14 protein-coding genes are annotated in these 15324 nt (G+C 37.7%); 5 read left to right on the top strand and 9 right to left on the bottom strand.

The window, feature by feature from the left end; all coding sequences use genetic code 11:
* Nucleotides 1-6: 6 nt before the first annotated feature.
* Nucleotides 7-1968, bottom strand: coding sequence for an ATP-binding protein (locus ACMCNP_RS02455; RefSeq protein WP_419313355.1), 1962 nt, complete (start codon nucleotides 1966-1968; stop codon nucleotides 7-9).
* A gap of 71 nt (nucleotides 1969-2039) precedes the next feature.
* Here ACMCNP_RS02455 and ACMCNP_RS02460 point away from each other — a divergent pair, with 71 nt between their 5' ends.
* Complete coding sequence (locus tag ACMCNP_RS02460) at nucleotides 2040-2807, top strand: MBL fold metallo-hydrolase (protein WP_419313358.1); 768 nt, start codon at nucleotides 2040-2042, stop codon at nucleotides 2805-2807.
* A gap of 24 nt (nucleotides 2808-2831) precedes the next feature.
* Here ACMCNP_RS02460 and ACMCNP_RS02465 read toward each other — a convergent pair whose 3' ends face one another.
* Nucleotides 2832-3941: an LptF/LptG family permease gene (locus ACMCNP_RS02465; RefSeq protein ID WP_419313361.1), complete on the bottom strand. Its 1110-nt coding sequence runs from the start codon at nucleotides 3939-3941 to the stop codon at nucleotides 2832-2834.
* A 49-nt stretch (nucleotides 3942-3990) separates the two neighbouring features.
* Nucleotides 3991-5082, bottom strand: a complete 1092-nt coding sequence (locus ACMCNP_RS02470; RefSeq protein ID WP_419313364.1) for an LptF/LptG family permease — start codon at nucleotides 5080-5082, stop codon at nucleotides 3991-3993.
* Between the two features lie 186 nt (nucleotides 5083-5268).
* Between ACMCNP_RS02470 and ACMCNP_RS02475 the strand changes: the two genes are divergently transcribed.
* The 4 genes from ACMCNP_RS02475 to ACMCNP_RS02490 all read left to right on the top strand — a co-directional run bounded on the left by ACMCNP_RS02475 (nucleotide 5269) and on the right by ACMCNP_RS02490 (nucleotide 8984).
* Nucleotides 5269-6438, top strand: coding sequence for a PleD family two-component system response regulator (locus ACMCNP_RS02475; protein ID WP_419313367.1), 1170 nt, complete (start codon nucleotides 5269-5271; stop codon nucleotides 6436-6438).
* A 10-nt stretch (nucleotides 6439-6448) separates the two neighbouring features.
* The gene (nadC, locus tag ACMCNP_RS02480; protein ID WP_419313370.1) at nucleotides 6449-7300 is read left to right on the top strand and encodes a carboxylating nicotinate-nucleotide diphosphorylase; all 852 of its coding nucleotides are present in this window, start codon (nucleotides 6449-6451) and stop codon (nucleotides 7298-7300) included.
* 82 nt (nucleotides 7301-7382) lie between these two features.
* A complete protein-coding gene (locus tag ACMCNP_RS02485; RefSeq protein ID WP_419313373.1) occupies nucleotides 7383-8195 on the top strand; it encodes a biotin--[acetyl-CoA-carboxylase] ligase in 813 nt (270 codons plus the stop codon).
* A gap of 3 nt (nucleotides 8196-8198) precedes the next feature.
* A complete protein-coding gene (locus ACMCNP_RS02490) occupies nucleotides 8199-8984 on the top strand; it encodes a type III pantothenate kinase (protein WP_419313376.1) in 786 nt (261 codons plus the stop codon).
* A gap of 7 nt (nucleotides 8985-8991) precedes the next feature.
* Here the strand turns inward: ACMCNP_RS02490 and ahcY are convergent, their stop codons facing one another.
* From ahcY to lptB, 6 genes are all read right to left on the bottom strand, one after another.
* The gene (ahcY, locus tag ACMCNP_RS02495; RefSeq protein WP_419313378.1) at nucleotides 8992-10242 is read right to left on the bottom strand and encodes an adenosylhomocysteinase; all 1251 of its coding nucleotides are present in this window, start codon (nucleotides 10240-10242) and stop codon (nucleotides 8992-8994) included.
* Between the two features lie 70 nt (nucleotides 10243-10312).
* Nucleotides 10313-11506, bottom strand: coding sequence for a methionine adenosyltransferase (gene metK, locus ACMCNP_RS02500; RefSeq protein ID WP_419313381.1), 1194 nt, complete (start codon nucleotides 11504-11506; stop codon nucleotides 10313-10315).
* A gap of 113 nt (nucleotides 11507-11619) precedes the next feature.
* On the bottom strand, nucleotides 11620-12495 hold the full coding sequence (gene rapZ / locus ACMCNP_RS02505; protein WP_419313384.1) for an RNase adapter RapZ: 876 nt from the start codon (nucleotides 12493-12495) through the stop codon (nucleotides 11620-11622).
* 32 nt (nucleotides 12496-12527) lie between these two features.
* A complete protein-coding gene (hpf, locus tag ACMCNP_RS02510; RefSeq protein WP_419313387.1) occupies nucleotides 12528-13046 on the bottom strand; it encodes a ribosome hibernation-promoting factor, HPF/YfiA family in 519 nt (172 codons plus the stop codon).
* Nucleotides 13047-13068: 22 nt separating this feature from the next.
* Nucleotides 13069-14523, bottom strand: coding sequence for an RNA polymerase factor sigma-54 (gene rpoN / locus ACMCNP_RS02515; protein WP_419313390.1), 1455 nt, complete (start codon nucleotides 14521-14523; stop codon nucleotides 13069-13071).
* A 76-nt stretch (nucleotides 14524-14599) separates the two neighbouring features.
* Nucleotides 14600-15322, bottom strand: a complete 723-nt coding sequence (gene lptB, locus ACMCNP_RS02520) for an LPS export ABC transporter ATP-binding protein (protein ID WP_419313392.1) — start codon at nucleotides 15320-15322, stop codon at nucleotides 14600-14602.
* Nucleotides 15323-15324 lie beyond the last annotated feature (2 nt).

Raw genomic sequence — 15324 nt, forward strand, 5'->3', positions numbered from 1 at the left:
CCCTCGTTATTCCTTGATTGCGTTATTCTTAAAACTGTTTGCCGATTCCGCCTTTAAGTCTATTATAAAGTCCGCCCCTCCCCTTTTATTGTTTTTCGCTGTTATAACTGCGTTATTTTCCATGGCGATATTTTTTGTAATTGCCAACCCCAAACCCGTTCCGCCCTGTTTGGTAGAAAAATAAGGTTCATACATGTTCTGCATGACTTCGCCCTTTATGCCGGTTCCGTTATCCGAAAAAACTACCCTTACGATGTTTTCGTTTTTATTCCCGCCGGATACCGACCTTGTCGTTATAGTTATATTGCCCTTATAACCCGCCGCCGAACCAGCGCCGTGTTCTCCCAATAACTTCAAGGTTATGCTAAATAATGCATTATCTATAATGTTCATGAACGCCCTTTTCATCTGTCTTTTATCTATGAAAACTTTGGGCAGCTTTTCGGCAAGCCTTTCAATAAATTCTATATTTTTATGCGCACCCTTGTAAAGCAAAACAGCCTCGTCTATTAAAATGTTTAAATCTGCCGGCTCAAAATTAGCCTTTGGAAGCCTTGCGTAAAGTGAAAATTCGTCAACAAGGTTTTTTAAATCGTCCGTCTCCTTGATTATCATATTAATAGAATCGTTAAAAATAGTATCGTCGGCATCTATTTTATTGCCGAATTTTCTTTTAAGCCGTTCGGCGGAAAGCCTTATCGGCGTCAGGGGATTTTTAATTTCATGGGACATGCGCTTGGCGACCTCTTCCCATGCCGCAACCCTTTGCGCCTTCATCATATCCGTAGTATCGTTTAAAACGATAATAAAACCTACGTAATTACCTGCTTCATCTTTCAGGACCGTAAGGTTTACTATATAAACTTTTAAATTTCCGCTTATATTAAATTTTATTTCTTTCGTCAAACTTTCTTTGTTTTCTTTAGTCAAAATATTGATAATACTCCTTATATCGGAAAATACGGCTTCATCGAAAACATCCTTGTAATTTCTGCCGGAAACATCTTTATGATTAATTCCAAACATCTCCTCCGCCGCATTATTCAAACTTCTGATTTTACCCGTAGCATCTATTCCGATAACACCTGCATGAATGTTTTTAAGTATTATCTCCATATATTTTCCTTTTCTGTCTATTTCTTCATTGACCTTTTTTAAGTCGGTATTCGTCTTTTCGATCTCTTCTTTGTTTTTCTTTAAATCCATTGCCATTACGTTAAAAGAATCGATAAGCATACCTATTTCATCGTCTGAATTTTTAGGCACTTTTATATTGAAATCTCCGGATGCCGCTTTTTTCGTACCCTCGACGAGGTCTATTATCGGCTTGGTTAATTTCTTGGAAAAATAAAACCCTACCCACAACGAAACAAATAGGATAATAAGCGTAAATATTGAAAAAAATATCAAATAAGTCGTCTCAACCGGGTTTTTTATAAATCTTATCTGTAAATATTCCATATAGAAATGGCTGAGCCATTTAATCTTATGGCTAATGCCTGCATTATTCTTGCTAAAAGCGCTATTGCCGGCGATACTCGCGGCATAATCCATAGCCCTTTCGAACCTCGGCGAATACCATTTATTTATAATATTCGCGGCAAAACCGGTCATAATCAAAACAATAAACATAAAAATAGACGGAACGATACTGACTATGACGAATAAACCGACAAATTTCGTTCTAAGCTTTGCACCTATAATCCCTTTTTTTCGTTCTATGACTAATTTTACGACATTTCTAAGCACAAGAAACGACATCAGCAAGAACAGCACGACGGTGATATTTATGTAAGCATAGACTATGACCTTGGATGTGATTGAAGCATTGGAAAAATAAACCATCCGAAGTTCTTCGAATGTGGAAAAAATAACGAGAATTAATACCGCTGCCGCAAAAATAATCTCACGCCGGATTTTGACTCCTTCGGTATCTTTTTTATTTTTGTTCGTTTTAAAGTTTAGCATCCCCTATCCGCAATACGATTAATCGCCGTACTATTTGCACCTGCGCCTATTTTATTGTATCATAAAAGAATATGAAAGTATTAGTTTTAGGATGCGGTACTTCGACCGGCGTTCCTTTAATAGGATGCAAATGCGAAGTTTGCACGTCGTCCAATCCGAAAAATAAAAGGCTTAGGCCGTCTGTTATGGTATCTGAAAATAACTTGGATATTTTAATAGATACCACGCCGGATTTGAGAACCCAAGCATTGAGTCTTAAGGTTGAAAACATAGATGCGGTATTATATACTCACACCCATGCCGACCATATTTTCGGCATAGACGATTTAAGGATGTTTAACTATTTGAAAAACGAAGATAATAGATTTATACCCATATATGCATCGGAAACGGCAATAAATTTTATTAAAACCAAATTCGGCTACATTTTTAAAGAAAAATCCCAATCCAGCAAGCCCTACCTGACCCCCCACGTCCTCAACAAGAGTATAGAAATAAAGTCGGGGCTGAAAATAACGCCGATTCCCGTCTATCACGGAAAAAACCTGATAAACGGTTATAGAATAAACGATTTCGCATATATTACCGATACTTCTGAGATACCGGAGTCTTCGTTGGACTTATTGAAAAATTTAGATATATTAATGATAGATGCGCTCAGGCATAAGCCGCATCCGACGCATCTCAGCATAGAAGAAGCAATCGCCGTTTCTAAAAAAATAAATCCATCCAAAACATACTTCACGCATATGGGGCATGACTTAGATTACGAACGTATTAAGGAATATGGTACCGATAATCTTATGCCGGCATATGACGGATTGCGTATCGAGTTATAAGCCGTTCGATTACATGTTATGCCGTCAGTCTATATCCATCATAAGATACACGGCAAAGGATAAAAATATAATATTCGCCATAAATGCAGCCAACAAGGGATTAAGTTGCGCCGACTCCCCAAGCGATAGGGCTATGGAATTTATAATCCACCAGGCAAACGCAAACGCTAAACTTATGCCCACGGAAATAGGAGAATTGCCTTTACTGCCGAGTATAAGCCCTATAGAAATTCCGATAAGTATAAGTATTAAGTTGACAACGGGATAGGATAGTTTGGAGTAATAATCGGTCAAGATATAGTTTAAACCCGACCCTGATTTTTTTGCGACGGCAATCATTCTTGAAAGATTTATTATGGATAAAAATTCCGGCTTTAATTTGTACGACCTAAAAAAGTTTAAATTCAAATAGATTGGAATCTCAACCGATTTGATACTCTTTTCGGAAAAAACAGCTTTATTTTTATTTGTAAAATTAAACCTTACTTCGCGTACGCCTGTTAACTCAAGGCCTTTTTTACTGAAATAACCCACTTTTGCGATATATCTCTTGTTTAGTATGAATTTATCGTTAAAAATATATATGTTGACCCCTTTTATCGTTTTAGAAGTCGGCTCCATAGTCTTAGCGGTAATAATACTGTGTTTATAATGAATAAATATATTTTTGGTCCTATATTGATATACGGAACCGATATTGTAAGTCTTATTCTTGTTGATATACCTCTGCATAACAACGCTTCGCAATATGTTAGACCTTACTACTATAAAATTAGAAAGCAAAAAAGCAAAAACAGATATTACCGCCCCTAAGACGATTAGCGGTAGAAAAAACCTAAACATGCTCAAACCGGAAGATTTTACCGCCGTTATTTCATTATTCTTGTTAAAAAACGAAATAGAAAGCAGTGTCGCAAGAAGAACCGCCAACGGAAGCATCCGATATGTTATTTCCGGCAGTTTATAAATGAAATAAAGAATGACATACCTAAGTTCAGGGGCATGCTCGGTAAAAGTGCCTATATTGGAAATAAAATCCACTATTACGTAAAAAGCCGCTAAACTTATAATAGCTATAATGAAATGTTTTAAAAATTCGCTTAATAAATATCTTTGCAGTATCTTAATCTTCATAAATTTATTATCGCCATATTACATTTGGATTAAAACCGTTTATTTATATTTATTGCCTTAGAAATGCCTTTGTATATAATATAATTCCCAAAACGACGAGGAATAAATCCGCTCCCCATGTGCCTATAAAGGGATCAAGCTGATTTCTGAGCGACAGATAAAACCCGGACGTAAATAAAACATAGTAAATTACAACGATAATTATCGTATAGAAAATTGCAAGAAACAAGCTTCTTTTTTCCATAAGCATACCGAGTGGCAGCCCTATGAATACGAATAATAAAGCGGCCATCGGTATAGCAATCTTTTTATACATATACACAAGATACATACTTTTTAATTTACGGTTATGTTCGGAGAGATACCTCCTTGCAAGCTGAGGAAACGTCAAAAAATGAACCGAGCTGTTCTTCCCCGGAAAAGATAGCCCCCTCAATTTGATGTTTATCTTATAGTCATCAAAATGCAATATCCAGAAATTTTTAGAATATGGATTTTGATTTTGAATAATTCCGTTCTTTAAATAAAGAGACAGGGTATTTTGTTTTTGATTATACGTTATAATACCCCTTTTAGCGATTAACGTCTCGGGTTCGCTGCCCACTTTATTCAATATAAAAATACCCTTAAGGGTATTTTTATTTGTATTAACATCCTTGACAAAAATCTTTAAATTTCCAAATCTATCGGTAAACGCATTTTTCTTTAATGCCGAAAGCGCCGCATTTTTAACCTCTTTTACCGCAAGCACCCTAAAAAAAAAGTTAAATCTCGGAGCCATATAAAAAGAAAAAAAAATGGAAATCGATAGCGGTATCAAAGCAAAAATAATAACGGGCTTGGTAAGCCTGAATATACTTACGCCGGAAGCCGTTAACGCCGCAATCTCGTTGTCTTGAGTCATCTTGCCGAAAACCGCCAACACGGCAAGCAGGAAAGAGACCGGAAGGGTTATTATCATAAAATCCGGTATCGTCAAGCTTGCAAGTTTTAACACCGCCAAAACGCTTATACCCTCGTTAAGGACCATCTGAGTCAGCAGCAGGATACGATTGATCGTAACGCTGAAAGTAAAAATCAAAAGCCCAAAAACAAATGGGAAAATCATCTGTTTAAATATATATCTGTCTACTGTCGACATAAAAGCCTGCTTATTTTTAAATATTTAGTTTAAATTATTGACTATATTATTTATTAATATTAATATTAATATATCGTACGTATCTCATGGGTATTAATTAGGTCAAAATTTATGATATAGTATAACAAAAATTATAATTGTTTTAAAGGTGTTAAGGACTTTAAAGACATTGGAGGGCGATTTATTATGGTGCACGATTTAATTTTTATAGATGACAGCGAAGCGATGCAGAGGGCGGTATCCACCATATTTCTTAGTAATCCGGAATTTAAGTTAGACATGATTAGCGAACCGTCGTTGCTTTTAAATGAGACGGAAGAATTTACGCCGGACTTAATTATACTAAATTACGACACGATTAACACGGAATTAAAAAAGAGCATTGTCGAGATTAAAAGCAGCGATAATTTCTCGGATACCCCGCTTCTGTTATTAGTGCCTTCGGATTTATCGGACAAAGAAAGAGAATCTCTCATAGAGCTTAAAGCAGACGGCTTCATATACAGGCCGTTTGATAAAAACTCGTTTATCTCTAAAATAAAAAGGACGCTAAGCGCTAAAATACGTAATAAAAAAGAGGCGAAGACAGAGGAAAAGATATACGACATTTCATCGTTCGAGGTTAAACCCGAGACCGAGACATCATCCGAACCGCCTTCTGCTGCCGATGCGGCTTTAGCGAATCCATCCCCGGAGACCGATTTTACCGATAAAGCTGCGGAACCCGCATCGGAAGATTCATATGATACCAACGACCAGACAAATACAGATTCTTCGGAACTGAGCCAGGCTTTCGAGAATCTTTTTAAAGACGATGCAATATTCAAGGAGTTTAAGGAACTTAACAAAAAAGAAACCGCCTCTCAAGTTTCGTCTGCCGGCATTATGCCGGAAACGCAACCAGCGGGCGAATCCATTGTGCCCGCTAACTCCGAGAGCCTTTCGGAAAAGATTAATCTTACTGAAAATATTGCCAAAAACTTGGAATCTGAAAATTCTCTAGACATTAATTATGCCTTGGACGACGATAAATCGGACGAACATCCCGAACCGGATATGCCCCTCGAACAACAGGAAACAGCTGCATTGAGAGAGCCGGCTATGGAGGATAAATCCGTTACCCAACCTTTTAACGATGACAAAAATAATATAAACGCAGATAATCATAAAGGAGAATTAGATTTGAAAATCTTAGATGAGCAAGATTTAGTTAAATTAGACGATTATTTAAGGGATGCGATAGAAAAAACTCTTGAGGAGGTTAAGCCTCGGATAGTAGAGAGTATAAAAAATACCATGCCGGATATTATAGAAAAGCTTGTTAAGGAAGAAATAGAAAAAATTAAGCAACAATAAAGGCAAAAATATGCGTATTTTTGAATCTCAGGTAAAACCGCTAATCTACACGGCTCTAAATGAAGATATAAAAGGCGGCGATATTACGACCGATGCGCTCACATTAAAAGACGACCCGATCGTACGATGTGAAGTTATAGCTAAAGAACAATCCGTAGTGTGCGGATTGCCCCTGTTTTCCATGGTTATAGATATGGTTTCGAGCGGCAATTATGAAATGGATTTTTTAGTTCGCGAAGGCGACTCGGTGTTAAAATCCTGCAGCGTTATATCGTTTGAGGCAAAAGCAAGCGTCATACTTTATGCGGAGAGAACCGCACTTAATTTTCTCCAGCATTTATCCGGCATAGCAACGGCGTCCCATATTGCCGCAAATGAACTTAGGGGACTTAAAACTAAAGTATTGGATACCAGAAAGACCATTCCGGGTTTAAGAGCCCTTCAGAAATATGCAGTCAAAACAGGGGGCGGAGAAAATCACAGATTTGACCTTTCATCTGGAATACTTATAAAAGACAATCACATTAAGCTCGCGGGCGGAATAAAAAATGCCGTAAGTATGGTTAAAGACTATCATTCGGGTTTAAATTTCAAAATAGAAATAGAAACGGCAAATCTTGCCGAGGTTAAAGAGGCATTAGACGCAAAAGCGGATATAATAATGTTAGATAATATGGACCCCGATACAATGAAAGATGCCGTCTGCATCATAGACGGAAATGCCCTTACCGAGGCTTCCGGAAATATAAAAACAACTCAATTAAGAAGTATTGCTGAATTGACAAGCGTAGATTATATTTCTATGGGATGTCTGACTAACTCTGTTACGCCTGCCGATTTCTCATTAAATTTTATTGTTTAAATTTTACTTAAATTTTTTATATAAATGATATAATATAATATATAGGTTTATAAAAATATAAAATTTCAAGGGGCTATAGAAAATGGACGAAATAAAGCGCATTGATACCTCAAAAATTAAAAAAAGGCTTAAGGGTTATTTTATGGAGAAAGACCTGTATTATCAAAAGAAAGTTGACTCCACAAATACTATCGCCAGAGATTTAATATCCAAGGGCGCAAAAAACGGAAGCGTAGTTATAGCAGATTGTCAGGAAAAGGGCAGGGGAAGAAACGGAAAGATATGGACGTCTCCATGTGGATGCAACATATATATGTCCATTATACTGAGACCCAAGTTCAACCCTGAAACAGCGCAAGGAATGACTATTTTGGCCGCGGTTTCCGTTGCCGACGCAATAGCTGAGGTCGCCTTCTTAAAGCCTCAGATCAAATGGCCGAACGATATCCTTATAGGCTCAAAAAAGGTTTCCGGCATATTGACCGAGATGAGTACGCAAAATATGAACATAGAGTATATCATCGTCGGTATAGGAATGAACGTCAACACCGAAGAGGAAGACATAGACGATAATATAAGAGATATCGCAACATCGCTTTTAATAGAGTCTAAAAAGATAAATGGCCCAACCGACCCCATAGATAGAAATAAACTTATAGCGTCCATTTTAAACAAGTTCGATAAGTATTACGAAATGTTTTTATCTACGGGTTTATCGTCTATCCTTCAAAACTACCAGAAATACTTCGATATGATGGGTAAGGCAATCAGGATAAATATCAAGGACAAAGACGTCGAGGGACAAGTCGTCGGCATTGATTCTAAGGGAGCCCTTCTTTTAAAAACCGGTGAAAATAAATTGGAGAAGGTCATCTCCGGCGAAATATATTTTTAAAATATGTTATTAGCATGCGATATAGGTAATTCCTCCTCAAATTTCGGAATATTCGATGAAAAAAACAATATAGTTAAGACTTTCAAGGTAAATACGGCAAAGATATCTTCCTTGAACGATTTAAAGAGGCTTTTCGCCAAAAACTTTTCGCCAAAAGAGATAAACAATGCATCCATCTCCTCGGTAGTACCCTCGGCAGATCCGATATATAAAGAATTTTTTGATAAAATGAAAATTAACTCTTTTTATATTTCATCTAAAATAAAGTTAAACATCCGAATTTGCTTAGAAAATAGCAACAAATTGGGTTCAGACAGGATAGCCAACGTGAGTTATGCCTTTTTTACAGGACAAAAGTTTCATATAATAGTAGATTCCGGAACCGCTTTAACTATAGACGTAATGGACAAAAGGGGTCATTTTCTCGGAGGGATCATCTTTCCGGGACTTTCTATGCTAACGAATTCGCTTTATCAATCTACGGAAAAACTCCCGATAGTCGAAGCAACAAAGAAAAATATAAAAAAAATAGGAATAATAGGTACAAATACGGAGAATTCAATACTATCAGGAATATACTTCGGATATATTTACTCTATCAAGGGTTTTATAGACAACATCTATAAATATTACAATTGCACGCCGGAAGACGCAAACATAATAATCACCGGCGGCAATTGCAATCTAATCACTGACGCTTTGAACTTAAAATATCAAAACAAAATCGATAAGTTCTGGACGCTTAAGGGAATCAAATATCTATATGATCTAAATATCGGAGATAAATAGTTTTTTATTACGTACCTTCCCGCCATGATTTTAAATAAGTTATCTGCTCTTCGGTAAGCACATCTATTTCTACCCCGAGGGACTTCAATTTTAAGAATGCGATTCTTTCGTCTATTTCCTTGGGAACGTCGTAAACCTTAGGAGGCATCGTCTCTCCGAAGACCACGAATTCCGCCGAAAGAGCCTGTACGGAAAAACTCATATCCATAACGCTTGCCGGGTGTCCGTGAGCGCTTGCAAGGTTGATTAATCTGCCTTCCGCAAGCAAATATATTCTGTTACCGTTGCTTAGCGTATATTCTTCAATAAAATCTTTGACCTTTTTGACCTTCTTTGCCATCTTCTTTAACTTCTTTATATTTATCTCAATGTCAAAATGCCCGGAATTAGAAACTATAGCGCCATCTTTCATATTTTCAAAGTGCTCTGCGTCTATAATATTTATATCGCCGGTTACCGTACAAAAAATATCACCTATTTTAGCGGCTTCGGTACCCTTCATGACCCTGAATCCGTCCATCACCGCCTCTAACGCCTTAACCGGATCGACCTCGGTAACTATAACGTTAGAACCGATACCTTTCGCCCTTAATGCAAGCCCTTTTCCGCACCAGCCATAACCCATAACGACAAAATTTTTGCCGGCAAGAAGCACGTCCGTAGCCCTTATTATGCCGTCTATCGTAGATTGTCCAGTCCCGTATCTATTATCAAAAAGGTGTTTAGCATCGGCATCGTTTACGGCAATTACCGGTATCTTAAGTTCTCCCGCCGACTCCATAGAACGCAGCCTTATTACACCGGTAGTGGTTTCTTCCATGGACGCCTTTATGTTTTTAATCAATTTTTTATGTTTTTTATGTATTACGGATATGATATCCGCCCCGTCGTCAAGGGTAATATTGGGTTCCTGACTTAAAACGCTTTCTATGTGTTTGTAATAGGTATCAGAATCCTCTCCCCTGATAGCATAAACGTCTATCCCAAAATCCTTTGTAAGAGATGCGGCAACATCGTCCTGCGTGGACAGGGGATTTGATGCGCATAAATATACCCCCGCGCCGCCTTCTTTTAATGTCCTTGCGAGGTTAGCCGTTTCTGCCGTAACATGGAGGCATAAGCCCATATTCAGGCCTTTAAAGGGCTTCTTCTCGGCAAACTGCTCTTTTATCAGACCCAAAACCGGCATATCCTGCTCTGCCCATAATATTCTTTCTTTACCATGACTTGCAAGCTTAATATCCTTAATATCCGACATTTCGTCTCCTTTAAATTGTTTTTTATCCTATCTTATATATTTTTTATATAAAGATTTAGGCATTTTTACCTTAAACAAAGGTCTTCACCTTGCTTAAATCGAGTGCCGCTTTCTTAAGCTCTTGAATTTTAACAAGCTTTTCCCACGTAAAATCATCGTCGAACCTACCGAAATGACCATAATTGGATGTCTTGGCATAAATAGGTCTTAAAAGATCAAGGGCTTTAAGCATATTGTAAGGCTTTAAACTAAAAACCCTGCTTATGGCTGCAGAAATTATATCATCGGAATGAATTCCGGTACCAAAGGTATCCGTCATGACGGATACGGGCTCTGCGATACCTATCGCATAAGCAATCTGAACCTCGCATTTTTTTGCAATTCCACTACCTACGATATTCTTAGCGATAAACCTGGCCATATAAGAACCGCTTCTATCGACTTTAGAGGGGTCCTTTCCTGAAAAAGCCCCGCCGCCGTGTCTACCCATTCCGCCGTATGTATCGACTATAATTTTTCTTCCGGTAAGTCCGGTATCACCGTTCGGACCGCCTATAACAAAGCGTCCAGTAGGATTTATGAAAAATTTCGTATCTTTATCTATAAGTTCGGCGGGTATAGTTTTATCGATAATCTCAGATATTACCGCTTCTTTAAGGCTTTCCTGCGATATTGAATCGGTATGCTGCGTAGAGATAACGATGGATGTAATTTTATCGGGTTCGCCGTTAATATATCTAACCGAAACCTGCGATTTTCCATCCGGTCTGATAAAATCTAAAATGCCGGCTTTCCTGACATCGGCAAGCCTCTTGGTGAGTTTATGGGCATAATAAATCGGGGCAGGCATAAAGTCATCCGTTTCCGATGTCGCATACCCGAACATAAGCCCCTGGTCTCCCGCACCCTGGTCTTCTTCTTTTTCCCTTCCGACTCCCATGCTTATATCGGAAGACTGTTTACCGACAGCGGTAATTATTCCGCAACTCTTATAATCAAAACCGATAGCCGAATCGTCATACCCTATTTCTTTTATTACATTCCTGATTATATCTTGGTAATTTACGGTACCGTTTGATGTAACCTCGCCTGCTACGGCGACAAGCCCCGTCGTTACCATCGTCTCCAACGCAACCCTGGAATATTTATCCTGCGCAATAAAATCATCGAGAATGGAGTCCGATATTTTGTCGCATATTTTATCGGGGTGCCCTTCCGTCACCGATTCGGATGTAAAAATAAAGCTGCCTTTTTGATTGCTCATGATGGTTCACCTTTCTTAAAATTATGAATTTTTTATATATATGTTAATAATACAATAAAATAAGTCTTCGGGTCAATTTATATTTCTAAACGGCTCTTAACCGTCAGCCGAACTTATTTTTTCATATCTCTGTGAAAGTATGATATATCATATTCTTCGCTAACGTTTCCTAGTCTTTTCTTCAACTCTTCAACTACAAAAACAGACCTGTGAACCCCTCCGGTACAGCCCACCCCGACGGTAAAATAGGACTTATTTTCCTCCTTATAAAGGGGTAGAGTAAATATCAAAAAATTTCTTATGTATTCTATAAACTTATCGGTTTCGCTAAAAGAAAGCATATACTTTGCTATTTTCCGACTCATACCGGTAAAATCTTTTAAAGGGGGGATAAAAAACGGATTGGGTAGAAATCTTGCATCGAAAACGGTATCGGCCTCAAGAGGCAATCCATATTTAAAACCGAAAGATATAATCTTAACCGAAAAAGAGGCGCTGTATGCGGCAAGCCCCTTGAGGCGTGTCGTCAATATGCCTTCTAAATCATGAATTTTAATATCGGACGTATCGACGACAATGTCGGCGTTAAGCTTGGCGTCGAAGAGAAGTTGGCGTTCTTTTTTGAGCGCAGTCAAAATATTTCCCTCCGAAATAGGGTGTTTTCTGCGTGTTTCGGAATATCTTCTTATAAGGATTTCATCCCTTGCATCAAAAAAGATAAATTTAAAAAACGATGGCATGTTTCTTAAAAATTTAATATAATTTTCAAATTCGTTTAAAAAACTTTTTTCCCTTATATCTATAACAAAGAGTATATTTTTCAACCTTGCCGACAAACCCAGTTCAAAAAATTTAGGCAGTAAAAGCATAGGCATATTATCGACGCAAAAAAAGCCTTTATCTTCAAAAATTTTTAATGCGGATGATTTTCCGGAACCGGAAACACCGCTAATTAAAACTATATTCGGCTTTTCCGCGTTTTCTTTCAATATCAACCTGCCTCCCCGCTATATAATAAATATTATAATTCAGGAGCGATCAAAGAAAAATGACCATTCTTTTCTTTAAAAAGAAAAGATATTATGGAAGATTCTTTGTCTCTAAAAATTATAAAATTCTTATTTCGTTTTTCAAGTTTCTGTATCGCTTCGTCTATACTTAAGGGCTGCTTTTCGTAATCGTCTTTAATCTCTATACTTGGAGCGCTGTCAACGACAGGGACAAAACCTTCTTCATTATGGTCTTTCCTTCTTGCCTTGTCTTTATATTTTTTAACCTGAGTCTCGACTTTCCCCATTAAAAGATCAATAGCACTGTAAATATCTGCCGACTTTTCCTCGGCATTAATCGTAAAGTTCTTCGTCAACAGTTTAACCTGCGCCACACCGGACTCTTTATGTTCGACGCGTTCCACGCTCAGGGTTATATGTACCTCAATAATATTGCTTAAATACTTTTCAAGCTTTAAAACCTTCGATTCGGCATACTGTTTTATGGCTTCCGTCGAATCGATGTGCTTAAAGGTAACCTTAATATTCATCTGAGTAGTCTCCATTGTTAGTTTAATTATTGATTATATTCTTGCTTCTGATACTTGACGACGGTATATCCATAATCTCCCTGTACTTGGCAATAGTCCTGCGGGCAATGACTATGCCCTGCCTTTTTAGAATATCCGTTATTTCATTATCCCTAAAAGCCCTTCCTGCCGACTCTTCAGAATCTATAATCGTTTTTATTCTTGCCATAACGTTTTTGGAAGAAGAATCGCCATACGAAGCGCCGGTAAAAAAGCTCTTCAACTCAAGAACCCCGATATGCGTACTTAAATATTTATTAGATGTTGCCCTTGACACCGTCGATTCATGAATATCCAATTCTAACGCTATATCTTTTAAGATTAAAGGCTTAAGATCTCCGCTCCCTTTATCGAAATAATCAGATTGTTTATCTATGATCTTTTGGGCTATTTTTAAAATGGTTTCCTTTCTCGTATCTATGCTTTTAATCAACCATAAGGCGGACCTAAATCTCTCCTCTACGTAATTTTTCATGTCCTGCGGGACAACGATTTCACCGCTTAAAATTTTTTTATAATAAGAGCTTACTCTAATTTCCGGAATATAACCGTCGTTCATAAAAACCACATACTTCCCGTCTTTTTTTTTAAGAAACAGATCCGGCGTTATATATCTCGGCTCATCCTTGCCGAAGCTCATCCCCGGATGCGGATTTAGTTTCTTTAAATTCTCTATAGAACTTAATATCGCATCAATATGTTCCCCGGTTTCTTTGCTTATCTTTTGATAATTTTTATTTGCAGCCTCTTTTAAATAATTATTGATTATCGTTTTAAGCAAATCATCGCCGCCGAAATAATATTCCGCCTGAATCGTCAAGCTTGATGCGACATCTTCGGAAGCAAGGCCTACCGGTTCTAACCTGTATATTCTGCCTAAAACACCGCTTACGAATTCTCTAATATCTTCTTCGCTGCCGTTTGCAATATCAACCGATACAAACTCCTCAATATCCGGTATAGAGACGGCAAGAAACCCCCTTGAATCCAAATTGCCCGCAATATATTCGGAAAGTAAAATTTCCTGCTCCGAGAAACATCCCGTTCTGACCTGCTCCATTATATGCTCATACAGGGTCTTGCCGCTACAAAAACTATTTTCTATACAATTTTCTATATAATTATTATCGGCGCCTTTATGATTACCGCCGGACTTAGACAAATCGACAAGTTGCTCATTATAGTTTACCAAATATTGCGCGATCTCCTTAAATTCTTCTTCGCTCTCGACCCTGCCATCCTCCTCCTGTGAGGATTCTTTATTTTTACCGTAATCTTCCTCGGCGTCTACTATCGGGTTCTCCAATATTTCCTGATTAATCATATCGGAAAGCTCAATATTATTTAACGCCAGCATTTTAATGGCAAGCTGAAGACGCGGCGTCATAATCAGCTGCTGAGATAACTTTAAATTTTGTCTTAATTCTATACCGCCCATACGATACGACTCCTAAGTGGTAACTAAACGATAGCTATAATAAGCAGTTATAATATATAATTATATAACATCAAGCTCATACACTCAAATTAAACTTCTCTCCAAGAAAAAATCTCTTTACTATACTGCTTGAAATAATATGTGCAGGCGTACCGTTTTCTATAATTTTACCGTCGTTAATTATATAAGCGCTATTGCATATTCTAAGTGCCTCCCTTACATTATGGTCGGTTATTAAAATTCCTATAGAATCATCTTTCAAACCCACAAGAATATCCTGCATATCTTCAACGGCTACCGGGTCTATTCCGGAAAACGGTTCGTCCAACAAAATGAATTTGGGGGAAAGTATAAGCGACCTTGCAACCTCGACCCTCCTCCTTTCCCCCCCCGATAGACTCATAACCGGCAATTTTCTGACCTTTTCAAGACCGAACTTGCCTATTAATTCGTTAAGCCTTTCATCTTTTTCTTTATTTGATATTTTTAATAATTCAAAAATGGCAATCAAATTTTTCTCGGTAGTAAGTTTTCTAAAAACCGATGTTTCCTGAGGAAGATACCCTACGCCCAACCTGGCCTTTTTATACATAGGTAATTTAGTAATCTCCATATCGTCCAAAAATACGGACCCATTATCGGGCTTCAACATTCCCGAAATCATGTTAAACGTCGTAGTCTTTCCTGCACCGTTAGGACCTAAAAGACCCGTTATCTCGCCGGGCATTATCTCTAACGAAACATTGTTTACCACGACTCTTTTCTTAAATCTTTTTACTAAATTTAAAACCTTTATCATTA

Source organism: Candidatus Acidulodesulfobacterium sp. H_13, from assembly GCF_048541835.1.
Lineage (GTDB): Bacteria > SZUA-79 > SZUA-79 > Acidulodesulfobacterales > Acidulodesulfobacteraceae > QIJE01.